Raw genomic sequence first — 23,644 nt, 5'->3', positions numbered from 1 at the left:
GGTACGCCCATCAGGCGCGATTTCAATCGCTCTTGCAACGGCGCACTGAGTAGCTGCAATTTGACAAAAGCCGATACGCCGCTTATATTGCCCCCACTTCTCTTTGGGATCACGCCAAACCTTCTCGATTCTCCGAATGTCCCCTGCCGTTTTTTGCATTAGCGCATCGCCCCAACCGATGCACCTCTCACTGCGTCTGTTCGCATGGCGTGCTTCTCAGGCAAGTCCGCTGGGCCAGCGTCAATGGCCGGGTTTTCAGTCAGGGTCAGTTCTTCAGTATTTCTAAGGAAGGAGTCGTACACGATGGCGTTTCGATTTTCCCGTAAGCTGCTAATGGTACTACTGTTGGTTGCCCTCGTCTTGTCTGCCTGCAACATCGCCCCACAGGCCGCACCGCAGGCCGGCGCCCCTCTGCAAGGGATCGGCCAGGGTGAAGGCGCGGTCAGTATCGTGGCCTGGGCCGGCTACATCGAACGAGGTGAGACCGACAAGAGTTATGATTGGGTTACCGATTTCGAAAAAGCAACCGGCTGCATGGTCAGCGTCAAAACAGCCGCCACCTCGGACGAGATGGTCGCCCTGATGAACGAAGGCGGGTTCGACCTGGTGACGGCCTCAGGCGACGCCAGCAACCGCCTGATCTCCGGAGGCAAGGTCCAGGAGATCAACATCAGCCTCATTCCCAGTTGGAGCAAGGTGGACAAACGCCTGCAGGATGCGCCCTGGCACACAGTCGGCGGTAAGCATTACGGCGTGCCCTACCAGTGGGGACCCAACGTCCTCATGTACAACACCAACGCCTTCACAGAAGCGCCCACCAGTTGGAAGGTTGTCTTCGAGGAGATGACCCTTTCCGATGGCAAGTCGAACAAGGGTCGCGTCCAGGCCTATGACGGGCCGATCTACGTGGCCGACGCGGCGCTGTACCTCAAAGCCACCAAGCCCGAACTGGGGATCAAGGACCCGTACTCCCTCAACCGGGCGCAGTTCGATGCCGCCCTGGCGCTGCTGCGCGAACAGCGCAAACTGGTTGGTCGTTACTGGCACGATGCCTTCGTGCAGATTGACGATTTCACCAACCAGGGTGTGGTGGCTGCCAGTTCCTGGCCCTTCCAGGTCAACCTGCTGCAGGCCAGCACGCAGCCCATCGCCAGCGTCGTGCCGGCGGAAGGCGCCACCGGCTGGGCTGACTCCACGATGATGCACATCGACGCGGCCCATCCCAACTGCGCCTACAAATGGCTGGAGCATTCGCTCAATGCGAAGCTGCAGGGCGATCTGGCAGCCTGGTTCGGCTCCGTGCCAGCCGTGCCGGACGCATGCAAGGGCAATGCACTGCTCACCGACGGCGGCTGCGACCTCAACGGCATGGCAAACTTCGATCGGATCGCCTTCTGGCGCACGCCCACCACCGCTTGCGGCGACGGCAAGCAGGACTGCGTCCCCTATCACGAATGGGTGACCAACTACATCGCCGTCATCGGCGGCCGCTGAACCGAAGCGTTCCTGTAGGTCCGACCTCCTGGTCGGACCTACAGGAACTGAGAAACCATGAACGACACCATACCAGCCGTCCGCTTCACAGATGTCAGCCGTTACTTTGGCGAGGTCAAGGCGGTGGATCGCCTCAATCTCGACATCCTTGACGGCGAATTCTTCACCCTGCTCGGCCCTTCTGGCTCAGGCAAGACGACCTGCCTGCGTCTGATCGCGGGCTTCGAGCAGCCAACGGCCGGCAGCATTCAATTGCACGGGGTCGAAGTGGCCGGCGTGCCGCCCTACGGCCGCGATGTCAACACCGTCTTTCAAGACTACGCGCTCTTCCCGCACATGACCGTGGGCGACAACGTGGGCTATGGGTTGATGATTCGCAAAGTGCCCAAACCCACGCGCAACCAACGCGTCTCGCAGATGCTCGACCTGGTGCAGTTGACCGGTCTGGAGCGCCGCCGTCCCGCGCAGCTCTCCGGCGGCCAGCGCCAGCGCGTGGCCCTGGCGCGGGCGCTCATCGTCCAGCCGCGCGTCCTCTTGCTCGATGAACCGCTCGGCGCGCTCGACCTCAAGCTGCGCCAGCAGATGCAGATCGAACTCAAGGCCATTCAACAGCGTGTGGGCATCACCTTCGTTTACGTCACCCACGACCAGGAAGAAGCTCTGACGATGAGCGATCGCATCGCGGTCTTCAACCGCGGCAAGATCGAACAGATCGGCTCCCCGGCCGGACTCTACGAACACCCCGCCACCACTTTCGTGGCCGGCTTTGTGGGCACCTCCAACCTGATCAGCGGCCCGCTGGCGCAGCGCCTGACCGGCTCCAGCCACACCTTTGCCATCCGGCCGGAGAAAATTCACCTGCAAGCGCCTGAGAAACCGGCGCCAGACGGCGCGTGCGCCATTGCCGGTCGAGTGCGCGACGTGATCTACCTGGGCCTCAACACCCGCTATCTGATCGAGATCGAGGGCGGCAAGGACCTGACCGTCATCGAGCAGAATCTGACGACAACGTCCATGGACGTTCTGGCGGCACGCGGGCGCGCCGTGCTGTGCGTTTGGGATGCCAGCCATAACCGTCCCCTGGTAGCTTCAGCCTGACGAGGACAGGATCAAGGCCAGATGCTCAATCCTTCAACTCCTTCCCCATCACGTTGGGAGCGCGTCTCCACATTTCTCTATCTGCGCCCGCGCCTGTTCCTGCTGCTCCTCCTCGGCCCCGCGCTGCTGTGGATGCTCGTGGTCTACCTCGGCTCCCTGGGTACCCTGCTGCTGCAGAGCTTCTTCTCCCTGGATGATTTCACCGGGCAGATCGTGCGCCAGTTCACCCTGTCAACCTACGCCTCGCTGCTGACGCACGCCAACCTGGACATCGTCCTGCGCACCGCGGGGATGGCCGCGGCCGTCACCCTGGCCGATGCGCTGCTGGCCTTTCCCCTGGCCTACTTCATGGCTCGCTACGCCTCCCCCCGCGGCAAGGCCATCCTCTACCTGGCGGTGCTCATGCCGCTCTGGTCAAGCTACATCGTGCGCGTCTACTCCTGGCGCCTGATCCTGGCCAAAGAAGGAATTCTGACCTGGTTCCTGGCCCAGTTGGGCCTTTCCGGCCTGCTCGATGCCCTGTTGAGCCTGCCCTACCTGGGCGCGCCCGCGCTCGCCATTTCGCCCATCGGCATGTTCCTGGTTTTCACCTACGTCTGGCTGCCGTACATGGTGCTCCCCATCCAGGCCGCGCTCGAACGCCTGCCGCGTTCACTGCTCGAAGCCTCCGGCGACCTGGGCGCGCAGCCCCGCCAGACCCTGCGCTTCATCACCCTGCCGCTGGTTTTGCCCGGCGTCGTGGCCGGCTCCATCTTCACCTTTGCGCTCACCCTGGGCGATTTCGTGGTGCCCTCCGCGCTCGGCAACTCCAGCTACTTCATCGGCCAGGCCGTGCTCACCCATCAAGGCACCTCAGGCAACATCCCCCTGGCGGCCGCCTTTACCGTGATCCCCATGCTCATCATGATCCTCTACCTGCTTGGCGCCCGACGCCTGGGAGCCTTCGATGCACTCTAGGCCCACAACGCCGCGCGCGCCCTGGGGCTTGACGCTCACCACGCTGGCGGTCATCCTCTTCCTGCACTTCCCGTTCGCCGTCATCCTGCTCTACGCCTTCAGCACCGACGATGCCACCTTTCGCTTTCCCCTGCCCGGCCTGACGCTGCAGTGGTTTGCCGTGGCCTGGAACCGCGCGGACGTCTGGCGGGCGTTGACTCTGTCGCTCCAGGTTGCCGCGACCGCCACGGCCATCGCCATCGTCCTGGGCACCCTGGCCGCGGCGGCCGTCTATCGCAGCAAATTCTTCGGCCGCGAGGCTGTTTCCTTTCTCCTGGTGCTGCCGCTCGCCCTGCCCGGCATCGTCACCGGCATTGCCATGCGCTCGGCCATCGGCCTGCTCAATGTGCCGTTCAGTTTCTGGACCATCGTCATCGGCCATGCCACCTTCTGCATGGTCGTCGTCTACAACAACGTGCTCGCGCGCTTTCGGCGCACAGCCCGCAGCCAGATCGAGGCTTCGATGGACCTGGGAGCGAACGGCTTCCAAACTTTTCGCCACATCGTGCTGCCGGCCATCGCCACCGCGCTGCTGGCCGGCGGCATGTTGGCCTTTGCCCTTTCCTTCGACGAGATCATCGTCACCACCTTTACGGCCGGGCAACAAGAGACCCTGCCCATTTGGATTTTCAGTCAGCTCACGCGCCCCCGCCAGCGCCCGGTCACGAACGTGGTTGCCGTGTTCGTCGTGGCGCTGACCTCCATTCCCATCCTGCTTTCCTACCGCTTGACACGCGACAGCGGCGAATAAACCGGCAGCCGTCTGCGACAGGTTGCCACACAAGGAGTGTTCTTCGATGCGAGACTACCAGATGTTCATCAACGGTGAATGGGTGGATGCCGAGGCCGGCCGCCGGTTCGACGTACTGAATCCGGCCACAGCCGAAGTAATCGCCACTGCGCCCGCGGCCGGCGCGGCCGATGTCAACCGCGCCGTGGTCGCGGCCCGCGCCGCGTTCGACGACGGCCCGTGGCGAGGGACCACCGCGCAGGAGCGCGGGCGCATCCTCTTCCGCCTGAGCCAGTGGGTGCGCGACAACGCCGCTCGCCTGGCCGAACTGGAGACCCTGGATTCCGGCAAGCCCATCGTCGAGTCCGAATACGACATGAACGACGTGGCAACCTGTTTCGAGTATTACGGCGGCCTGGCCACCAAGATCACCGGGCAGGTGCTGCAGGTGCCGGACAATGCCCTGGTTTTCACGCTCAAGGAACCGATCGGCGTCGCCGGCCAGATCATCCCCTGGAACTACCCCCTGCTGATGGCGGCCTGGAAATTGGCCCCCGCCCTCTGCGCCGGCTGCACCACCGTGCTCAAGCCGGCCGAGCAGACGCCGCTCACCGCGTTGGAACTGGCAGCCGCGTTCGAGCAGGTGGGTCTGCCGCCGGGCGTGGTCAACATCGTCACCGGCTTTGGCGAGGCGGGCGCGGCCATCGTCGAGCACCCGGCCGTGGACAAAATTGCCTTCACTGGCTCGCAAGAGGTGGGCAAGCTGATCATGAAGAACGCAGCGCCAACCCTCAAACGCGTGACCCTGGAGCTGGGCGGCAAGTCGCCCAACATCTTCTTTGCGGACGCTGATTTCGCGGCGGCCGTGGACGGCGCCCTGTTCGGCGTCTTCATCAACCAGGGCGAGGTCTGTTCCGCGGGCAGTCGCGTGCTGGTGGCGCGCAGCATCTACAAGGACTTCATCGAGGCGATGGTGGAGAAGGCCAAGGGCATCAAGGTAGGTCCCGGCCTGGATCGCGACACCAAGATGGGGCCGCTGGTCAGCGCGGAACAACTGGCGCGGGTGAACCATTATCTCGACATCGGTCGGCGCGAGGGCGCGCGCGTGGCCAGCGGCGGCGGTCGCCTGACCGATCTAGGCCCCGGCTACTTCGTGCAACCGACCATTTTCTTCGATGTGGACAATTCTATGACCATCGCGCGTGAGGAAATTTTTGGGCCGGTGATGTCCGTCATCCCCTTCGATGACGAGGCCGAGGCCCTGCGCCTGGCCAACGACACCTACTACGGCCTGGCCGCCGCGGTGTGGACGCGCGACATCTTCAAAGCGCTGCGCACCGTCAAAGCCCTGCGCGCGGGCATCGTCTGGGTCAACCACATGCAGCCAACCTACGTGGAAGCGCCGTGGGGTGGCTACAAGATGTCAGGCTTTGGCCGTGAACTAGGCCCCTGGGGCGCGGAGGAATACCTGGAAACCAAGCAGGTGTACATCAATCTCAACGAGGAGCGCATCGGCTGGTACGGCTGAGCGATCGGGAGGCGTCGAAGGGCGCTTCGGCGCCCCTCAAGCGGACGCACTCGCCAGCGTGTCGGCGAAGGTGTGCAGGGCGCTGTCAATCTGCGCGGCGCTGACAATGAGCGGCGGAATCCAGCGCACCACATTGCCCCAGGTGCCGCAGGTGAGCAGGAGCAGGCCGCGCGCCAGGGCCGCCCTGGTCGCCGCCTGGGCCAGGGCCGCATCGGGCCGACCCTGCCGCGTGAATTCGGTGGCCACCATCAACCCCAGCCCGCGCACGTCGCCAATGGCCGGGAAACGTCCCTGTAACTCGCTCAACCCGTCGCGCAACTGCTCCCCGCGCGCCTGGGCGTTGGCCAACAGCCCCTCGGACTGAATGACCTCGATGGTGGCGGTAGCGGCGGCGCAGGCGACCGCATTACCGCCAAAGGTGCCGCCGTGCGCTCCAACCGGCCAGCGGGCCATGGTCTCGCGCCGCGCCACAATCCCGCTCAACGGGAAGCCGGAGGCCATCCCCTTCGCCATCACCAGGATGTCGGGCACGACGCCCCAGTGTTCAGCTGCGAAGAAGCGCCCCGTGCGCCCAAAGCCGCTCTGCACCTCGTCCAGGATCAGCAAAATGCCCTCACGGTCACAGATCTGGCGCAGCCCTTGCAGAAAACCGTCCGGCGGAACGACGTAGCCGCCTTCGCCCAAAATTGGCTCGACGAGGATTGCGGCCGTTTCTGAGGGCGCGGTCTGCGAGTGCAGAATCAACTCAAGCTGGCGCAGGGCAAACTCCACGGCTGCGGCCGGGCTAAGGCCCAATTGATAGGCGTAGGGGAACGGCGCCACGAACACGCCGGCCATCAATGGCTGATAGCCGGCGCGATAGGTTGTCTTGGAGGTGGTCAACGACATGGCGCCCACGGTGCGGCCATGAAAGCTGCCCTGAAAAACGATCAGATTCGGGCGGCCGCTCGCCTGGCGCGCCAGCTTGAAACTGCCCTCCACTGCCTCGGCGCCGCTGTTGGAAAAGAAAAAGGTGTCCAGCCCAGCCGGCACAACCGGCAGCAAGGCCTCGATCAGATCAAGCATGGGGCGATGATAGACGATGTTGGCCTGGCCGTGAATCAGGCGGGCAACCTGCGCCTGCGCGGCCGCCACGACCGTGGGGTGGCAGTGACCGGTGTTGGTCACCCCAATGCCGCAGGTAAAATCGAGATAACGGCGCCCATCCATGTCATAGAGCCAGGCGCCTTCGCCCCGATCTACCAGGATGGACGCGCTGCGCGCCCACACGCGGGACACATGATCGAGAGCAGAGTCCGCTGGCATCGCCTCACTCATCGTAGTCGGGTAGTTCATCCCAGGTGCTCAGCACCCAGCCGCTGACCGCCATAATCATGGTGGCCTCATCATCGGCGGCAAACACCAGCACCAGGCCATCTTCGGCGTCGCTGCCCACCTCAGCCACCACGTTGCCGCCCTCGGCCAGTTCGCCCAACGCTTCCGTGATGACCTCCATCCCTTGCAATGGCTCGCCGTCCGGATCGAAATACGCGCTGGCGCCGTAGACTTCGAGCAGTTGCCGATCGGCAAGGTAGAGATCGCAGTCGAAGAAGATCCGCTCAGTCTCTGGCACGACCTCATCTTCATCGCCATACGCCAGCGAGTCCTCCCACAGGGTCAGGGTAGTCAGTAGTTTGCCTTCGAGGGCACGCAGGCTCTGCATGTCCTTTTCTGTCACCACGGTTTGGATGCCGCCGTCACCTGTGGCTGCGTCGGCGCCATTTCCGTTTCGAGAATCACCAGTCGCCATCTTTACTTCTCCCTTCACGCTTTTCATCGTCCAATCGGCGTGCGCCGATCACTATGTGCCTGCCGCGCTCACCGGCGCCGGGCGTGCCTCAGTCTACCGGCGTCACAATCAGCCGCGTGGGGATGGCGCTGCGCTCGACCATGTCGCCGGTGACCCGAAAGCGGCCAAACTGTACCGGAACGCCCTGATCCACATAGAGATTGGGGCCATTTTGCAGGTGGTAGTGCAGATGGGGGCCGGGCGAAAGCCCGGAATTGCCGCAGCGCGCAATCTCCTGTCCTCGCGCCACCGTGGCGCCAGTCGGCACGCTGATCGAACCGGCCTGCAGGTGCGCCAGAAAACTAAACTCGTGGTCATTGTGGGCAATGAAGAGCGCATTGCCAAACGACCGCCGTGGATCCTCACGCAGATCACGCAGTTGCGGCGGTGTGCCGGGCGGATTGTCCGGCATGTCAGCCGTGAGAATGACCACCTCGCCGTCAGCCGGCGCCAGCACCGGCTCTCCAAAGCTGTAATGATCTGCGAGCGCCAGGCCACTGCCGCGGAATGTGCCGTTGTCCGGCCCCAGGCGGGCAAAATCAAGCGCAAAGGGCTGGCTGATCGGCTCACCCTTGTGCAGGTCGGTCCAGTCATTGCCCATGATAGTCCACCAGGTGTCGCGAAAAGGCAGGCGCAAGTCCACCGTCTGCTCATAGATCAGCAGGGGTGCGCCCCAGGCGGCCTGCTGTTCGGCGCCATCCTCTGTGCGCGCGGTCACCGTGATGAAGACCTGAGTCAGTTTTTCCAGTCCTGGTTCCCAGAAGTAACAGCGGCGCAAGGCCAGCCCTTCGCCCGGCACAACCCGCACCGGGAACTCCTCGCCGATCAGGCGCGCCAAGCTGCGGCCGTTGCGGCGTCGCTCGCTCAGCAGTTGGCTGCCGCTGTAGATTTGAAACAACACATCGCTGATCGTCACCGGCGCGGCGGCCAGAATAGCCACCTCGAACACAAACTCCTGCGCAGGAGTCAGATTGGGATAGGGCAGCGCTTCATAGCGCCCAACGTAGATTTGCGCCGGGCTGACTTGCAGACGGATGACGCCGTGGTTATGTGACATAACGCCTCGCTGCCTATTTACTCTTGTCGAACGGGAAAGCAGATGCCATCTTCTTGAGATTAGTGAACACCTCGCGCGCCAAATCATTCAGGATTTGCTGCAGCAGTTCCACATCCTTCAACTCATCCTCCAACAGGATATCATACTGGACGACCGCAGAGGTCAGCTTGAGTTCCCCGTGAGCATAGATCGCCTCGAAGTTCACTTCCACGTCACCCTCAGCACTGTCACTGCTGAACAGGGTGCGCAGTTGTTCAGCCACCCGATTGACATCGTCATCATCACGAATGGACTCGATGACCGCTTCTGACGCACGGTATTTGAGCGTCATATCCACCGATGGCGATGAGCCGAAATCCTGATGGCTGCACCAGTCCGCGGGTTCATGGTAGGGTGAGCACAAACCTTCATTGCCGTACAGGCTGAGCAGTGAGTTGGCGGCTTCCCACACCAGGTTTAGTTCGGCCGCCGCCCCGCCCAGGCGATCCAGCAAGCTGCCGTTGCTCAAACCGATGATTACTTTGAATTCCCGGTCAAGGGTGTTTATGTTGAAAAGATTCTGAAAATGATACAGTTTCAACGACGTATGGCTCAACGCCTGCACGATCATGCTGCAGAGCTGCTCATAGGCAACGATCCGTTCATCGGCAGCCAGTTCTTCATCCAGTTCAGCCAGTTCTTCTTCGTCAAGAACGTCGTCGTCGAACTCAGATTCATCGGCGCCGTTACCGTAGCTCATTTGATGGTCAATCCCATTTTTTCCCATGATTTCTTCCTCGAATCAAAATGCCCTTTTCGTGTTTTCGTAACTGCTCAGGTTGCGTTCTGCCGCAGGCGAGCGAGTGAAATCGCGCCTGGTGGGCGTGACGGCCGGGTGTCCACCGGCGTGGACGCAATGCCGGTCGGCGCCGGGTGCTACCGGCCATGACGGACCTCACGCCGCGCCGGTGGTCGCGGGTCGAGATAAGACTCGAACCAGACCTGCATGGCGGCCGGCGTTTGCTGCTTGAGCTGGGCTGCCTCGATCTGGATCAGGCAGACGAGAGCCTCCTGCGGCGCCAGGCGGTAGTAGATGTCCACGACCTCCAGCGAATCGGTGCGCACCCATTTGTCAGTCCAGTCATTCAGGAAATAGGCCAGGCAGGTGCGACAGCGCCAGGCCGAGAAAGTACGCTCATCGCCTTCGCCGGTGCGACAGCGCTGCGCACCGAGATTAGCCATCCGTCCGGGACAGACCAGGCACGGAATCGTGCCGGGGCGCTTGCCACTGCGCTCGACCACAAGCTCTTCCAGGCTGTTGCCTGTCAGCGGATCAGGTCGGCGCGGCGGCCAGCGTTGCCAAAACGGCCGGCTGGCCGCAACAGGCGCAGATTGGGCCACGGGCGGGGCGGTCACAAACGCAGGCGCGGCCGCCTCGTGGCTGGCCGGCGCAAACTGTTGGCAGGGCGAAGCGAGGGCGGTCTGTGTACTCACGTCATTGGCCGGGCGGTCCGTGCGGCCCCAGGCGCAATGGCCGGCCGCATCAGCGTCGTTGGCCGGCGCCAACCAGTGCGCACAAGCCCCGCAGCCGGCGATGTCCAAACCTTGTGACGCCAACTGGGTCTGTAATTCGCGAAAGATCGCGGTGAAACTAGCCTCCGGCGGCAGCGCAACGGTGGCGATAGTCACATCTTGCTGGGAGAGCAGCCACGGACGGTTGGGCGTAGCCGGAATCAGCACGAGGGAGCCTATCGTTTCACCGCGCAGCGCAACCCTGAGAATCTCGGTACGGTTCAACGGCATGATGCCTCACGATCGGGCGCCAAATTTCAAGCTGCGTCTATTCTACCTTATCGCAGCCGACTTGTAAACCCTTGCGCCAGACAAGTTTGCCGTAGGTCATCGCCTCCGGCGTGGCGTCTGCGCGTCGCATGGGGGTGTGGCGTGCCTATTGGGACTTGATTTCGGTCCATAACTGCTCGATCATCGGCGTAGCGGCGCCCAGGTCACGCAAAAAATCGAGTTTACCCATCACCTCGCTCGACGGATAGATGCTGGTGTTGCCGGTGATTTCCGCATTGATCAGCGGTGTGGCGGCCTCGTTGGGGCTGGCATACCAGGTGTAATTCGTCAGCCGTGCGCCGATGTCCGGGCGCAGCAGAAAATTGATGAAGATCTCGGCCGTGTACTGGCTGGGCGCATCGGCCGGCACCACCATGTTGTCAACCCAGATCGTGGTGCCTTCTTTGGGCACAATGTAGATTAGATCGGGGTTCTCCTCGATGGCTTTGGCAAACTCACCGCTGAAGCCGTGGCTCACCGCCACTTCGCCCGCTTGCAGGATGTCGGCAAAGCTGGCGTTGTCGAAGGTGGTGATGCACGGCTTGATGGCGATCACCATCTCTTTGGCCTGCGCCCAATGGGCAGGGTCGGTATCGTTCATCGAATAGCCCTTGAGCTTGAGCGCCGCGCCCAACACCTCGCGCGCGTCGTTGAGCATGCTGAGTCCGCCAAATGCACACGCCTTCTGCGGGTCGAAGATGTCATCCCAGCCGTCAATCGCTGCGCTCACGCGCTTGCTGTTGTAGGCCAAACCGGTCGTGCCCCATTGATACGGCACCGAGACTTTCCGCTCCGGGTCATAGGGCGGATTGTGGAAGAGGGGGGCAATGTTCTTGGCGTTAGGAATGTGATTGAAATCGAGTGTCGCCAACAGGTTCAACTCGCGCATAATGGCGACCATGTAATCTGATGGAATAATCACATCATAACCGCTGGCGCCGGCTTGCAGCTTGGCCAGCAAGTCTTCATTGCTGGCAAAAGTGTCCTGCACCACCTTGACTCCGCACTCCTGCTCGAAATCGGCCAGGATGGCATCGTCCATGTAGTTGGTCCAATTGTAGAAGTGAAGTGTCTTCGCCAGTTTGCTCTTGTCGCCGCAGGTGACAGCGGCATCACCAGGCTGTGAGGGGTCAACAGCCAGCGTTGGCGCCGCGGGCGCGGTCGTGCCGGCCTGGCAGCCGGCCAAGAGCAGGCCGATCAAGACAAGGCCAGGCAAACCCCGGACCCACAACCTAAACGTTCGCTGACGATCGTGCATGATGATCCTCCCGTGATCTGGAATGTCTGACGGCAAATTCCCGCCGTAGGGCTGGTCAGGGGCAAAAAACTATCGCGGCGCGGCATCAGGTGCGTCGCTGCAACCACAGCGAGGTGATGACCAGGACCACCGACGCCACCAGCATCAGCGCGGACAGGGCGTTGATCTCCGGCGTAACGCCCGTTTTGATCATGCCATACACCTGGATGGGGAGCGTGGTGGTGCCGGGGCCGGTGGTGAAGAAGGTGATGACAAAATCGTCCAGCGACAGCGTGAAGGAGAGCAAGGCGCCGCTGACGATGCCGGGCATGATGAGCGGCAGCGTGACCCGACGAAAGGTCTGCCATTCATTAGCATACAAATCCTGCGCCGCCTCCTCCAGGGTCCGATCGAGTCCGGCGACGCGTGCGCGCACGACTACCGCCACATAGGACATGCAAAAAGCCACATGGGCGATGATGACGGTTCCCAGGCCCAACCGAATATGCGTGAGGATGAAAAAGAGCAGGAGCATGACCGCCATGGCAATTTCAGGGACGATGATCGGCAGGTAAAGCAAGGCATCGAACGAGAGTTTGCCCCAGAAGTCGTAGCGTTCCAACGCCAGCGCGGCCAGGGTGCCGATGACCGTCGCGATGAGGGTGGAAAGCAGAGCCACCAGCAGGCTATTGCGCAGCGCCAGCCCGATGGCGCGGTCGTTGAAGAGCACCTGGTACCAACGCAGGGAGAAGCCTTCCCAGGACGATGCGTAACGCGACGCGTTGAAGGAGAAGAGGATCAGAATCACAATCGGCGCGTACATGAACAGATACATCAGCCAGGCGTTGATCTGCAAGGCTGGCTCAACCAGGCGGCCGAGCCAGTTGCCACGGCGGCTGAGCGCCATGCCGGTGGTGTGCGTCGAGGCGGTCATGTCGGCGGCGTCCAGGTGATTGACGTCATCACAGCGTGCGCCCTCCCTGCCGGAAATAGATGAGCGTGCCGACGAGCATGACGGCCATCAACACGAAAGACACTGCGGAGCCAAACGGCCAATCGCGCGCCGTTAGAAATTGCTGCTGGATCAGGTTGCCGAGCATCACGGTGCGCGCGCCGCCCAGGATGTCGGGGGTGACGAACGCGCCCAGGCAGGGGATGAAGACCAGGATCGAACCGGCCAGGATGCCGGGCATGGTCAACGGCAGGACGACACGGCGAAACGCCTGGAAATCGTTGGCGTAGAGGTCATGGGCGGCCTGCACCAGGTTAAAATCGAGGCGTTCGACAGCCGCATAGATGGGCAGAACCATTTCCGGCAGATAGGAATAGACCAGACCAACGAGTACGGCAAACTCCGTGAAGAGCATGGGAACAGGCCGATTGGTCAGCCCCAGGCCCATGAGCAGCGAGTTGATCGGCCCTTCGTTGCTCAAAATGACACGCCAGGCGTAGGTGCGCACCAGGAAGTTGGTCCAGAAGGGGACGACCAACAGGAGCAGAAGGATACCGCGGCGTCGCGGCCCGCGACGGGCGATGAAATAGCCGAGAGGATAGCCGACCGCCAGGCAGAGCATGGTGGTCAGCGCAGCAACCCGCAGCGAACGGAGGAAGATGCGCACATAGAGGGAATCAAAGACGCGCACGTAGTTGCCCAGGTTGAAATCCCAGATAACCTGGCCGTAGGTGCCGCGCGTGAGAAAGCTATAGACAAAGACGATGACAAGGGGCACGGCAAAAAAGAGGACCAGCCAGAGCAAGGCCGGCGCGATCAATCCGAGCACTTGCAGTTGGCGGCTCTGGCGTAGACGCTGCATCAGGTCATTCATCGCCCATCCATCCTTCGATCTCTCAATCCTTCAGGGCCAGCGCATTTTCAGGGCGCCAGCTCATGAACGCGCTATCGCCGGACGCGTAGTAGGCCTGGGCATCCAGGGTCGAGATGGTGTTCTGCTCCCACACATCCAGGCGCTGGCCCGCCGCGTCGCGCACGATGATGCGCGTGTCCGAGCCAACATACGCGATCATTTCGACGGTGACCGGAAAGACGTTGACGCTGCGATCAGGCTGGCGGTCATCGAGGCGGATCTTCTCCGGCCGAATGGAAATGCTGACTGCATCCCCAACCTGCAGGCTGGGGCCGCGCTGCCCCACGATACTGCCGTACCCATCGGTTGCCATGGTGCAGAAATCGCCGTTGAGCGCGGTAACCGTACCAGCCAGAAAATTGGTCTCGCCGATGAAATCAGCCACAAAGCGGCAGTTAGGGCGTTCGTAGATCTGCAGCGGCGACCCCACCTGCAGCACCCGTCCCAGGTTCATCACGGCGATGCGGTCGGACATGGTCAGCGCCTCTTCCTGGTCATGGGTCACAAAAATGAAGGTGATGCCAACCCGCTGTTGCAGGGCTTTGAGTTCGAGCTGCATCTCTTTGCGCAGTTTTTGATCGAGTGCGCCCAGCGGCTCGTCGAGCAGGAGCACTTCGGGTTCGTTGACCAACGCACGGGCCAGGGCCACCCGCTGTTGTTGGCCGCCGGAGAGCTGCTTGGGCCGCCGCGTCTCCATGCCCGGCAGGCGTACCAGGTCGAGCACCTCATGCACACGCTGTTCGATACGTGTGCGGGGCAGGTGTCGCATTTCCAGGCCGAAGGCGATGTTTTGGGCAACGGTCATATGCGGAAAGAGCGCGTAGTTCTGAAACACAGTGTTGACCGGGCGTTCGAATGGCGGGCGCTGGCTCATTTCCTGGCCGTGGATGAAAATTTCCCCGTGCGTGGGTTTGTCTAGCCCGGCAATCATGCGCAGGGTCGTCGTTTTGCCGCAACCACTTGGCCCCAACAGTGAGAAGAACTCACCGTCCTGGATCTGCATGGACACGTCATCAACGGCAACCACTTCGTTGCTCTTGCTGGTAGGACTCATGAAGCGCCGGGTGATGTGGCGCAGTTCGACGGCGACTTCGATCATTCCCTCCTCGGCAGGCATGAACGTTGGCTGTCGGCACGCCAGTCCTGGCCTTGCCGGCGAGGAAGGCAGGCGGCGTGCTCTGGGGCGGTGCAAGTATACTACAGCTTGAATCAGATGTAAAACAACCACATTTGCCATAACCATTTGCCACAACGCCAGGGCAATGGTATAATCGCACGCCGCGAAGGCAATATCGGAGGTCAATACTTTAGTGAAGACATACCTGTTCATTATTCAGATTATTCTCTCGATTGCAGTGATGGCACTGGTGCTGTTGCAGGCGAAGGGCAGTGGTTTGAGTGGCGTGTTTGGCGGCGATGGCGGCGTCTACAAGACACGCCGTGGCATTGAGCGCACCCTGTTCAACGTGACCATTGGTGTCTCGATTGCTTTCTTTACCATCTCTGTGATCTCAGTGCTGGTCAACCGCTAAAGCATCTGGTGGGTAAATATGTTCGCTGGCAGGCAGCGGTGGCGGTGGTCGGTATTCTGCTGCTGGGGGCCTTGCTCTGGTACACCGCCTACACCTTCCCGACAAAAGTCATTCCGGCGCGGGGAGGCACCTACAGCGAAGGCGTCGCGAGCAATCCGCAGTATCTCAACCCGCTGTTGAGTCATTACAACGATATTGATCGTGATCTGGTCGCCCTGCTGTTCAACGGTTTGACAACGTTGGATGAGCGGGGCGTTGTTGTGCCTGACCTGGCCGAGCGCTGGGAGGCCGGTGCAGACAATCTGTCGTACACGTTCTTCTTGCGCCCGAATGTGCGCTGGAGTGACGGCGCCCCCTTCAACGCCGATGATGTGATCTTTACCGTCTCGGTGATGCAGAGCGACGATTACCAATGGGCGCCCTGGTTGTCGGCCCTGTGGAAATCGGTCAAGGCCACCAAGGTAGACGAGTTTACCGTCACGTTCACCCTCAGCCAGCCCTTTGCACCCTTTCTTGACTATACCACCATCGGCCTGCTGCCGTCGCACCTGTGGGCGCGCTATCCGGTGGCTGAACTGACCAGCGCCCAACTCAACACCCGCCCGGTCGGTACCGGCCCCTGGCAACTGACCCAGATTGATGCCGATCACGTCCGCCTGGAACCGAACCCTTTCTTCAGTGGGCCACTTCCCTATCTGAGCGGCATCGAGTTTCATTTCTATCCTGATACGCGCCGCGTCTTGTCGGCCTTCAGCCGCCATGAGATCAACGCCATTGCGCACCTGTATCCTGACGATGTCAAATCGGTGCTCAAAGAGCCGGAGTTGAACCTGTTTTCCTCCACCCTGCCCGGTTATGCGTTGATCTATCTCAATCTCAACAGCAGCAATGTCCCCTTCTTCGGGGACAAGGCGGTGCGTCAGGCGCTGCGCGCGGGGTTGAACCGCCAACAGCTCATTGACGAAGGGCTGCAGGGGCAGGGTTTGATCGCTAACAGCCCCATTCAGCCGGGCAACTGGGCCTATGACGCCGACGTGGCGCAGGTGTCCTACAACCCGGCGGCCGCGCGCAAGCTGCTCGCTGACGCCGGCTGGACCGATAGCGATGCCGATGGGATCAGCGACAAGGATGGCAAGCCGCTGCGCTTTGTTTTCCTCACCACCGATGCGCCCGACCAGGTTGCCCTGGGACGGCTGATTACACAACAGTGGCGCGAAATTGGCGTGGGGGTCGAAACGCAAACCACCAGTTTCGCCGGGCTGGCGGCCGATTACCTGAGCACGCACAACTTCGACGCCGCGCTCGTCACCTGGGAACTGAGTGGCGATCCTGACCCTTATCCGCTGTGGCACTCCACCGAGATCGAGAGTGGCCAGAACTATGCGCGTTGGAACAACCGTGACGCCGACGAAGCCATCGAGGCCGCGCGACGCACCAACGATCAGACCCAACGCATCGAGTTGTACCGGCAATTCCAGGTCGTCTTTACCGACGAAGCCCCGGCCCTGCTCCTCTATCACCCGGTCTACACCTTTGGCGTGGAAAGCAAGGTGCGTGGCGTCACCATTGGCAAGCTGAACCGTGCGGCCGATCGCTTCCGCACAGTGAGCGAGTGGTACATCGTGACGCAGCGCGTCAGCGCGGGCCAGGCCATCCGGCTTGACAAATCGTCCCCCTGATGGTAATATGCCCACGTTCGATTGCCGAAGTGGCGGAATTGGCAGACGCGCTACGTTCAGGGCGTAGTGGGCATTAGCCCGTGTGGGTTCAAGTCCCTCCTTCGGCACTCAGCAGACAAACAAATTTGGGGGTTGTGCAGATGATCTGCACGGCCCCCAAACTGTTTCCAGGTCATTCGGGAGGAACCGTTGGACAGATCGCGCCCCTGGTTGCGTGCCACGCGTCGCCAGCTTGTCATCGTGATCATCGTCGTGTTGATCGGCGCGTTTGGCGCCGGCTACATCAGTCGCCGCTGGCAACTACAGGCCGTGCAGGTTGAGATGCATCAATGGCAGGCCACCGTGGCGGCCGAAGTCACGCGCACGCAGCGCTTGCAGGCAGAACTGCAAACCGTTCAAAGTCCGGCCTACCTGGAAGAACAGGCACGTGGCTCGCTCGACATGATGCGCCCCGGTGACATTCCGGTGGCGCCCGTGGCGGCGCCCACCCCGGCCGCCGCGCTTGTCACCCCAACACCGGTTCCTGCCTCCCAGTCCGCGTGGCAACGCCTGTTCGCTGCGCTGTTGAGGCGCTGAGGCTTGCAAAACCGCTGCTTGTGAAGATTTGACCAGGTCATCGTTCGGTGGTACAATCTTTCTTGTTGAAAGCGATGCGGGGTGGAGCAGTGGCAGCTCGTTGGGCTCATAACCCAAAGGCCGCAGGTTCGAATCCTGCCCCCGCTACCTGGTTCCTGGGATTTGACAGAAATGACGATGCCAATAAAGGAGGAGAGTTCACACAACTCTCCTCCTTTATGCGTAGAAACTCCATAACCACGGTGACGTAGCTCAGTCGGTAGAGCAAGGAGCTCATAATTCCTGGGTCCCCAGTTCAAGTCTGGGCGTCACCACCTTCAGCGTTGAATTCCTGGCCCCGGCCAGGAATTCCACTTTTTGGGGGATGATCAACGGTCATGACCACCTTAGCGGATCTTCTGCGGCTGGCCCTACCGCAGGGGACACACCTACTCGCCGGCCAGGAGCACTTGCAGCGTGCAGTCTCCTGGGCTATTTCGTTACGACCTAGTCCGCCAGCATTTCCACACCTCAACGGCGGCGAACTAATCCTGATGGATCTCGCTGACCTGGCCCTGCTCGATCCCTCTCTCTCGCTGGCGCGCGTCATCGCCGATCTCGCGGTGGTGCGTGTGGCCGCTATTGCCGTTTTGGGGACGGTAGACGAAGAAGCCGTCAGCGCTGCCAGCCAGCTTCACAGCCCCTTATTCGCCCTGCCAGTCGGTAGTCGCCTGACCGATGTCGAACGTGAGGCCATCCGGGTCATTGTCAACCGCCAGGCGCAGTTAGAACGCTTCGCGAGCCAGGTCACCCATGAGCTGACCAATCTGCTCGTCAGCGGCGCATCGCTTGACCAGGTCGCGCAAACTCTCGCACGCCATGCCAACTGCACCATCACCGTTCATGGCCTGCTGGGGGACCTGCTGGCCGCGGCGGCTCCCGGCGGTCGCGGGCTGGACGAAGGGCTGCTGGCCGATTTGCACACCGAAACGGCGCGCCTGTTGCAGGAACAGCCGGGCGAGGCGTCCTTCCTGGCGGCCCTGCCCAACCAGCGTGGCAGTCGCTGGGTCACAATCATCACCAGCAATCATCAACGCTACGGCGCCCTGTCGGCCATTGCGCCGGGCAACGACCTGGACGATGTCGCCAAGCTGGTGGCTGAACGCGGGGCATTGACCTGCGCGCTGGAGCTGGGCCGGCGCCAGACCATCAGCGCCGGCGAGTTGAACCGGCGGCGCCAGTTCATCAGGGATCTGCTGGCCGCGCCGGAGCCGGGCGCGATCAGCCTGGCCCAGCGCGGGCTGCAATGGAGCTTCGAACTGGACCGGCGCCAGGTGAGTTTTTACATCGGATCGGATCAACCGATTCCCATGCCCTTGCTGCACCGCTGCGCGCAACTGGTGGAAGAAGAACTAACCCAGCGCCGCGTCTCCAACCTGGTGACGCCAGAAGAGGAAACCGGCGATATTCTCGTCCTGTGTGGGTTGGGGCCGGGCAAGCCGGCTCGCCGCGGCCGGCGCCTGGCAAAGGCGCTGCACGACCGCCTGGCGGCCCAGTTGCCCACCGTGACCCTGCGTGTCGGCGTTGGGCGTTCGGCCGACGGCGCCGTTGGCTTGATTCAGTCCATCAATGAGGCTGCCCAGGCGCTGCAACTGAGCAAGCGTATCCGCGGCACGGACCCCGTCAGTTACTACGGCGACATGGGGCTTTTTCGCCTCCTGCTGCCTTTACAGGGCAGCGATGTCTTGCGCAAATTCTATGATGAAACGCTCGGTGCGCTGGCCGCGTATGACGCCCGCCAACAGGCCAGCCTGGTCGAAACCCTGGCCGCCTACTTTGCCCACCACGGCAACCTCAGCCGCACCGCCGAAGCCCTCTTCCTGCATCGCAACACCCTTCTCTATCGCATGGAGCGGATCGCGGCCATCATCGGGCATGACCTGAACGACCCTGAGATGCGTTTGCTGCTACAAGTTGCTTTCAAAGTGCAACAATTGCTGTAGGCTGCTGCCTTTCCTGGCGCATGGTCTCGCGGTACTACTTTTTGACGATTGACCGCGTGCCTTCTTTCTGCTATACTACTTCTGCGGACGCTCAATTTGTGGGATCACGCCAGGGCCTGACGAAGGACTGGCAAAGGAGGTAAGCCCTATCCAGACCATCCTGTCTTCCCGTCCGATTCCTATCTGCGTGACGCCACGACCCGATCGAGGTCGTCCCGGCGTATTTTCGACTGCATCCCGGTGATTCAGTTCACCGACAGGCGGTTTGTTCCACCACATCACAGGTACATAGCTTTCAAATCGTCTGATGCAGCCAAAGTTGCTCGTCGTTTCACGTCAAGTTGCAAGGAGAAAGTGCTATGAAGAATCTACCAGTCATCGTGGTAACGATCAGCCTCTTGCTGATCAGTATGTTGGTGACCGCCGGCGCTGGCGCGGTTGCCCCGGTTCCGGCCGATCAACCCCTGCAGATTGTGACCCGCGGCCCGGTCGGTGACGCGCCGCAAAAGGTGTGGACCGCTGAGGAGATGGAGAATGCCATTCCCTACCCCCTGCCGCAAGTTGCAATGCCGTTGAAAGATGGCGCCCCGGTTGAGCCAGACGGTCCGCTGACCATGTCCCCAGGCAGCGCCGGCATGGTCGGTGCGCCCACCGGCGCCGAGGCGGATGCCCTGGCCGAGCTAGGCGCTGTTGAAATGGGCGGCGCGTCGCCCACCGGTTATTCCTACCCCCCGCCCTACACCCGCTTTGGCGTGCCCTGGAACTACCAGGTGTACCCGTTCCGCACCCTGGGCAAGGTTTTCTTCACCTCCGGCGGCTACAACTACGTCTGCTCCGGCTCGGTCGGCTACAATCGCATGATCTGGACAGCCGGTCACTGCGCCTATGACAACTACTACGGAACCTGGCATACGAACTGGGTCTTCGTACCAGCCTATCGCAACGGCGCGGCGCCCTATGGACAGTGGACCCAGTACGACGCGGCCGTGCTGACGGCCTATTCTGCCGGCAACAGCAACTCGATCGCCTATGACTATGCCGCCGTCATCGTCAACGACCGCTATGGGCGCAGCATCGGCAGCACCGTTGGGTATCTGGGCTACATGGCGAATGCCAGCCGCACCCTGCATTGGATGGACTTTGGCTATCCGGCCGCCTCGCCCTTTGCAGGGCAGTATCTGCATCTGAACGCCGCGTCACACGCGCGTGATGATGGCAACTTCTCGCCCAACCCCATCGGCATCGGCACCGATATGACCGGCGGCTGCAGCGGCGGCCCCTGGATCTACAAGTTCGACCAGTACGCCGGCGCTTACAATTACGTCAATGGCGTCAACTCGTACAAATACATCAACCCCAATCAGCCCTACCAAATCTACTCATCGTACTTTGGCAGCGGTGCGGTGACGATATTCGACTGGGGCAACGACTTCTAGAAGGAGCCTCACCTCATCCCCCTTCTGCAAGAAACCCGGCTTCTCGTAGAAGCCGGGTTTCTCATCGGTGCGGGGATGCAAGAAACCCGGCTTCTCGTAGAAGCCGGGTTTCTCTGTATCAATCAGTGAACCTGAACGTCGCCAGCATGGCGTTGCCATAGAGACCGAGCGGCGTCAGTTTGTAGATGTAGTTGTCCCTGGCGACAAAGAAGAACTGATTTGGCGCCATCTCCTGCATCAGCGTCACCTTCAGGCCGGTCACGCCGCTGAGCGTGGTTGGCTCGGTGGCGGCGCTGCTCTTGCCCGGCAGCGGCTGCGCCCGCACCCACTCTTCCAGCGCCTGCGCGTTGCTGCCCCGATCAAAGACTTCGATCAGGAACAGCGGTGGCTGCAGCGCGGCGGTGTCGGACTGGGCCAGCACACGATCCTGGAACGCCACCCGGCATACTGTGGCCGCGCCCTGGCTCGTCACCGCACCTTCCTGCGGCACGTAGTCGGCCGGGGAACCGTTCGGATAGCCAATCTGAAAGTGGCACAACTCACTGCGGTAAAGCTGAAAGTGCGACAGCGCATCCCCCAGATTGCCGCCGGCCGTCGCATCTGGCGCACCGCTCGACCCGCCGCTGGAATCGGCTTGCACCTGACCGCCGCTGGAACCGGCGCTGGCCTGACCAGGTACCTGCGTGCCCGATGAGGTAATCAAGCCGCCGGGCTGATCTCCGGTGGTCGGGGCCGTCTGACCGCCGGTGGTATTGGGGCCGGCTTCGTTACCAATCTGATTCCCGGTGGCCGGGCTGCCCGCCATCTGCGGGGTGGTGCAGGCCGAGAGGGCCAATAACGCCATCATTGCGACCATCAGGGTCTTGAGATACCAATTTCGACCAGTCATTTCATGCCTCCTGCCTTCGTTCGAAACAAGAACTCCGCACCGGGCCTGATTGATGGGGGCCACCCGGTTCGCCTTCCAGACGCAACCATAGTACAATAAGTTCCAACTTACACCAGCGGCGCGGCCTGCGTTCGAACTATCATGCTCTTGCGCCTTTGCGCCCTGGCGTCCCTGCGTTGAAACATCTCTCATCAATCAGTTATGCAATCGTCATTTCGAACGAAGCAGCAGATCATCCCCATCACGCACGAGCAGGCCCGGCGCCGGTCGAATTCGATCGGGCAGCGCCTGCGCTGGCTGCTGCCCGGCATTTTCCTGCTGCTCTGCCTGCACGGTCAGACCCTGGCCGCGCCCTGGCGTCCCTATCCGGTGGCATGTGATTCCACCGATCACTGCCCGCAAGAACCGTCGCCAGGCCGCGGCCGGCCGGCGCCAACCCCGCCCCCGGCCGCGACGCCCCGGCGCCTGGCCGTTTTGCCCTTCCTCGGCGTCAAGTTCGACCTGCCAGAGCCGCCCGCGCCCGAGCCGCTCCCCACGCCGCGCGCCTCCGGGCCGCAGCAACGCTGGCTCCCCTACCTGCCCTGGCTCTACATCAACAGCGCGTTCACGCCGGCCACCCACGGCCCGGTGGTTGGCGCGGTCACCGCCAGCAGCGCTACCGTGTTCGTGCGCACCTTTGGCATGGCCTCCGTGCAGTTGGGCATCTCCACCGCCGCAGATGAACAGGGCGATAGCCGCTGGACCGCGCCCGTCATCACCAGGCGTGAGACCGATTTCACCACCATGATTCCCCTCACCGCCCTGCAAGCAGACACCACCTACTACATCACCGTGCTGGTCAACGGCGTACCGCAGACTGTGGGCGACCTGCCGCGTTTTCGCACCCTTCCCGGCGCGGGCCGGCCGGCCAAGATCGTCTACCTGACCGACTTCGCCACCACCTCGAACCCCGGCACGATCCTGCCCACCAACACCTTTGCCCATGCCGGCGAGGAAAACGCCGATCTGGTCGTGATTGGCGGCGATTTCGATCACCGCGAGCCGCACAGCCTGGAAGACAAGCGCCAGATGTTCAAGGACCTCTACAATGTCAACGATCCCAACATGGCAAGTTTTGTGACCGATGTCCTGTGGACTGCACCGGTCGCGCACATGTGGGACGATCATGACTATGGGCGCAACGACGAAGACAAGGGCTACTTCGGGCGTGAACTGTCGCAGCGCGTCATCCGTGAGTTCTTCCCGCTCTATCCAACCCCATCCAACTACGGCATCTGGCAGAAGATCAACCTGGGGCCGGTCGAGATTTTTCTGGTTGATGCGCGCAGTCAGCGCGACAACGTGGATGATCCCGACGGCCCGGAAAAATCTATGCTCGACGGCAACAACCTGGGCATCTACGGCCAGCGCTACTGGCTGGAGCAGGGGCTTTTGCAGTCAACGGCCACCTGGAAACTGCTGATGGTGCAGGTGCCGTTCAACCCGACCGTTCACAAGAGCGATTCCTGGCGCACCTATCAGTTCGAGCGCGACTGGCTGCTCGAACTGGTGCAAAATGCCCGTATCAAGGGCGTGGTGTTCATCTCCGGCGACATGCATGCGGGCGGCATTGACAGCGGCGCGCACAGCGGGCTGCCGGAAATGGTGGTGCCTGCGCCCAACTTCAAGCAATGCCTGTCCGTCTACGGTGCGGACCGCAGCATGTTTGGCAGTGGGCTTTGGGATAAGGGCACCTATTGGTATTCGAGTGAGTACCGGTCGTGCAACGGTTACGGGGTAATCACCGCCAGCGCCAATCCGCCGCAGCTCCGCCTGGAAGTCAAAGACAGCGAAGGCGCCGTGCGCATCGCCTACAACGTGCCGTGGCGCTGAGGTTTGTGCAACCTGCCCAATCAT

The 23,644-nt window shown here is 61.9% G+C and carries 21 protein-coding genes and 3 tRNA genes; 14 read left to right on the top strand and 10 right to left on the bottom strand.

Annotated elements, in window-relative coordinates:
• The first annotated feature begins 333 nt into the window (after window positions 1-333).
• The 5 genes from IPM84_02890 to IPM84_02870 are packed head-to-tail and all read left to right on the top strand — an operon-like array spanning window position 334 to window position 5,846.
• The gene (locus tag IPM84_02890; protein MBK9091717.1) at window positions 334-1,494 is read left to right on the top strand and encodes an ABC transporter substrate-binding protein; all 1,161 of its coding nucleotides are present in this window, start codon (window positions 334-336) and stop codon (window positions 1,492-1,494) included.
• 57 nt (window positions 1,495-1,551) lie between these two features.
• Window positions 1,552-2,592 (top strand): ABC transporter ATP-binding protein, encoded by a 1,041-nt coding sequence (locus IPM84_02885; GenBank protein ID MBK9091716.1) that lies wholly within the window; start codon window positions 1,552-1,554, stop codon window positions 2,590-2,592.
• A gap of 21 nt (window positions 2,593-2,613) precedes the next feature.
• A complete protein-coding gene (locus IPM84_02880; GenBank protein ID MBK9091715.1) occupies window positions 2,614-3,549 on the top strand; it encodes an ABC transporter permease in 936 nt (311 codons plus the stop codon).
• On the top strand, window positions 3,539-4,339 hold the full coding sequence (locus IPM84_02875; protein ID MBK9091714.1) for an ABC transporter permease: 801 nt from the start codon (window positions 3,539-3,541) through the stop codon (window positions 4,337-4,339). The genes IPM84_02880 and IPM84_02875 overlap by 11 nt, the downstream gene beginning before the upstream one ends.
• Before the next feature lie 46 nt (window positions 4,340-4,385).
• Window positions 4,386-5,846 (top strand): aldehyde dehydrogenase family protein, encoded by a 1,461-nt coding sequence (locus IPM84_02870; GenBank protein ID MBK9091713.1) that lies wholly within the window; start codon window positions 4,386-4,388, stop codon window positions 5,844-5,846.
• Window positions 5,847-5,882: 36 nt separating this feature from the next.
• On the opposite strand, the gene IPM84_02865 is transcribed toward IPM84_02870, so the two are convergent.
• From IPM84_02865 to IPM84_02825, 9 genes are all read right to left on the bottom strand, one after another.
• The gene (locus tag IPM84_02865; protein ID MBK9091712.1) at window positions 5,883-7,151 is read right to left on the bottom strand and encodes an aminotransferase class III-fold pyridoxal phosphate-dependent enzyme; all 1,269 of its coding nucleotides are present in this window, start codon (window positions 7,149-7,151) and stop codon (window positions 5,883-5,885) included.
• Window positions 7,152-7,155: 4 nt separating this feature from the next.
• Window positions 7,156-7,635 (bottom strand): hypothetical protein, encoded by a 480-nt coding sequence (locus IPM84_02860; GenBank protein ID MBK9091711.1) that lies wholly within the window; start codon window positions 7,633-7,635, stop codon window positions 7,156-7,158.
• 88 nt (window positions 7,636-7,723) lie between these two features.
• The gene (locus IPM84_02855) at window positions 7,724-8,731 is read right to left on the bottom strand and encodes a M23 family metallopeptidase (GenBank protein ID MBK9091710.1); all 1,008 of its coding nucleotides are present in this window, start codon (window positions 8,729-8,731) and stop codon (window positions 7,724-7,726) included.
• A gap of 13 nt (window positions 8,732-8,744) precedes the next feature.
• Window positions 8,745-9,497, bottom strand: coding sequence for a hypothetical protein (locus IPM84_02850; GenBank protein MBK9091709.1), 753 nt, complete (start codon window positions 9,495-9,497; stop codon window positions 8,745-8,747).
• 149 nt (window positions 9,498-9,646) lie between these two features.
• Complete coding sequence (locus tag IPM84_02845) at window positions 9,647-10,513, bottom strand: hypothetical protein (protein MBK9091708.1); 867 nt, start codon at window positions 10,511-10,513, stop codon at window positions 9,647-9,649.
• A 145-nt stretch (window positions 10,514-10,658) separates the two neighbouring features.
• Window positions 10,659-11,810 carry a spermidine/putrescine ABC transporter substrate-binding protein gene (locus IPM84_02840; GenBank protein MBK9091707.1) on the bottom strand — a complete coding sequence of 384 codons (1,152 nt, stop codon included), beginning with the start codon at window positions 11,808-11,810 and terminating at the stop codon, window positions 10,659-10,661.
• 85 nt (window positions 11,811-11,895) lie between these two features.
• Window positions 11,896-12,696 (bottom strand): ABC transporter permease, encoded by an 801-nt coding sequence (locus IPM84_02835; GenBank protein ID MBK9091706.1) that lies wholly within the window; start codon window positions 12,694-12,696, stop codon window positions 11,896-11,898.
• A 55-nt stretch (window positions 12,697-12,751) separates the two neighbouring features.
• Window positions 12,752-13,615: an ABC transporter permease gene (locus IPM84_02830; GenBank protein MBK9091705.1), complete on the bottom strand. Its 864-nt coding sequence runs from the start codon at window positions 13,613-13,615 to the stop codon at window positions 12,752-12,754.
• 22 nt (window positions 13,616-13,637) lie between these two features.
• The gene (locus IPM84_02825; protein MBK9091704.1) at window positions 13,638-14,753 is read right to left on the bottom strand and encodes an ABC transporter ATP-binding protein; all 1,116 of its coding nucleotides are present in this window, start codon (window positions 14,751-14,753) and stop codon (window positions 13,638-13,640) included.
• Window positions 14,754-14,964: 211 nt separating this feature from the next.
• On the opposite strand from IPM84_02825, the gene secG reads away from it, so the two are divergent.
• The 8 genes from secG to IPM84_02785 all read left to right on the top strand — a co-directional run bounded on the left by secG (window position 14,965) and on the right by IPM84_02785 (window position 20,859).
• Entirely contained in the window at window positions 14,965-15,186 is a 222-nt protein-coding gene (gene secG, locus IPM84_02820) for a preprotein translocase subunit SecG (protein MBK9091703.1), read from the top strand.
• 8 nt (window positions 15,187-15,194) lie between these two features.
• Window positions 15,195-16,865 (top strand): peptide ABC transporter substrate-binding protein, encoded by a 1,671-nt coding sequence (locus tag IPM84_02815; GenBank protein ID MBK9091702.1) that lies wholly within the window; start codon window positions 15,195-15,197, stop codon window positions 16,863-16,865.
• A 23-nt stretch (window positions 16,866-16,888) separates the two neighbouring features.
• A tRNA-Leu gene (locus IPM84_02810) sits at window positions 16,889-16,972 on the top strand.
• Between the two features lie 82 nt (window positions 16,973-17,054).
• Window positions 17,055-17,441, top strand: coding sequence for a septum formation initiator family protein (locus IPM84_02805; GenBank protein ID MBK9091701.1), 387 nt, complete (start codon window positions 17,055-17,057; stop codon window positions 17,439-17,441).
• 75 nt (window positions 17,442-17,516) lie between these two features.
• Window positions 17,517-17,588 (top strand) — tRNA-Met (locus IPM84_02800).
• A 94-nt stretch (window positions 17,589-17,682) separates the two neighbouring features.
• Window positions 17,683-17,755 (top strand) — tRNA-Met (locus IPM84_02795).
• A gap of 63 nt (window positions 17,756-17,818) precedes the next feature.
• Complete coding sequence (locus IPM84_02790) at window positions 17,819-19,423, top strand: helix-turn-helix domain-containing protein (protein MBK9091700.1); 1,605 nt, start codon at window positions 17,819-17,821, stop codon at window positions 19,421-19,423.
• A gap of 359 nt (window positions 19,424-19,782) precedes the next feature.
• Window positions 19,783-20,859 (top strand): trypsin-like serine protease, encoded by a 1,077-nt coding sequence (locus IPM84_02785; GenBank protein ID MBK9091699.1) that lies wholly within the window; start codon window positions 19,783-19,785, stop codon window positions 20,857-20,859.
• A 118-nt stretch (window positions 20,860-20,977) separates the two neighbouring features.
• Here IPM84_02785 and IPM84_02780 read toward each other — a convergent pair whose 3' ends face one another.
• Window positions 20,978-21,748 carry a hypothetical protein gene (locus IPM84_02780; protein ID MBK9091698.1) on the bottom strand — a complete coding sequence of 257 codons (771 nt, stop codon included), beginning with the start codon at window positions 21,746-21,748 and terminating at the stop codon, window positions 20,978-20,980.
• 201 nt (window positions 21,749-21,949) lie between these two features.
• Between IPM84_02780 and IPM84_02775 the strand changes: the two genes are divergently transcribed.
• A complete protein-coding gene (locus tag IPM84_02775; GenBank protein MBK9091697.1) occupies window positions 21,950-23,620 on the top strand; it encodes an alkaline phosphatase D family protein in 1,671 nt (556 codons plus the stop codon).
• The last annotated feature ends 24 nt before the right edge of the window (window positions 23,621-23,644 follow it).

Origin of the sequence: Candidatus Amarolinea dominans, assembly GCA_016719785.1 — a bacterium.
Taxonomy (GTDB): Bacteria; Chloroflexota; Anaerolineae; order SSC4; family Amarolineaceae; genus Amarolinea; species Amarolinea dominans.
Note: the sequence above shows the minus strand (reverse complement) of the source record. Positions and strands in the feature narration are given on the sequence as shown.

What these genes read in the sequence shown, in the direction of transcription:
- IPM84_02865 (MBK9091712.1), bottom strand. Translation starts at nt 7,151, where the DNA reads ATGCCAGCGGACTCTGCTCTCGATCATGTGTCCCGCGTGTGGGCGCGC.
- IPM84_02855 (MBK9091710.1), bottom strand. Translation starts at nt 8,731, where the DNA reads ATGTCACATAACCACGGCGTCATCCGTCTGCAAGTCAGCCCGGCGCAA.
- IPM84_02785 (MBK9091699.1), top strand. Translation starts at nt 19,783, where the DNA reads ATGAAGAATCTACCAGTCATCGTGGTAACGATCAGCCTCTTGCTGATC.
- IPM84_02860 (MBK9091711.1), bottom strand. Translation starts at nt 7,635, where the DNA reads ATGGCGACTGGTGATTCTCGAAACGGAAATGGCGCCGACGCAGCCACA.
- IPM84_02825 (MBK9091704.1), bottom strand. Translation starts at nt 14,753, where the DNA reads ATGATCGAAGTCGCCGTCGAACTGCGCCACATCACCCGGCGCTTCATG.
- IPM84_02890 (MBK9091717.1), top strand. Translation starts at nt 334, where the DNA reads ATGGTACTACTGTTGGTTGCCCTCGTCTTGTCTGCCTGCAACATCGCC.
- IPM84_02780 (MBK9091698.1), bottom strand. Translation starts at nt 21,748, where the DNA reads ATGACTGGTCGAAATTGGTATCTCAAGACCCTGATGGTCGCAATGATG.
- IPM84_02880 (MBK9091715.1), top strand. Translation starts at nt 2,614, where the DNA reads ATGCTCAATCCTTCAACTCCTTCCCCATCACGTTGGGAGCGCGTCTCC.
- IPM84_02835 (MBK9091706.1), bottom strand. Translation starts at nt 12,696, where the DNA reads ATGGCGCTCAGCCGCCGTGGCAACTGGCTCGGCCGCCTGGTTGAGCCA.
- IPM84_02830 (MBK9091705.1), bottom strand. Translation starts at nt 13,615, where the DNA reads ATGAATGACCTGATGCAGCGTCTACGCCAGAGCCGCCAACTGCAAGTG.
- IPM84_02885 (MBK9091716.1), top strand. Translation starts at nt 1,552, where the DNA reads ATGAACGACACCATACCAGCCGTCCGCTTCACAGATGTCAGCCGTTAC.
- IPM84_02840 (MBK9091707.1), bottom strand. Translation starts at nt 11,810, where the DNA reads ATGCACGATCGTCAGCGAACGTTTAGGTTGTGGGTCCGGGGTTTGCCT.
- IPM84_02870 (MBK9091713.1), top strand. Translation starts at nt 4,386, where the DNA reads ATGCGAGACTACCAGATGTTCATCAACGGTGAATGGGTGGATGCCGAG.
- IPM84_02775 (MBK9091697.1), top strand. Translation starts at nt 21,950, where the DNA reads ATGCAATCGTCATTTCGAACGAAGCAGCAGATCATCCCCATCACGCAC.
- IPM84_02845 (MBK9091708.1), bottom strand. Translation starts at nt 10,513, where the DNA reads ATGCCGTTGAACCGTACCGAGATTCTCAGGGTTGCGCTGCGCGGTGAA.
- IPM84_02850 (MBK9091709.1), bottom strand. Translation starts at nt 9,497, where the DNA reads ATGGGAAAAAATGGGATTGACCATCAAATGAGCTACGGTAACGGCGCC.
- IPM84_02790 (MBK9091700.1), top strand. Translation starts at nt 17,819, where the DNA reads ATGACCACCTTAGCGGATCTTCTGCGGCTGGCCCTACCGCAGGGGACA.
- IPM84_02875 (MBK9091714.1), top strand. Translation starts at nt 3,539, where the DNA reads ATGCACTCTAGGCCCACAACGCCGCGCGCGCCCTGGGGCTTGACGCTC.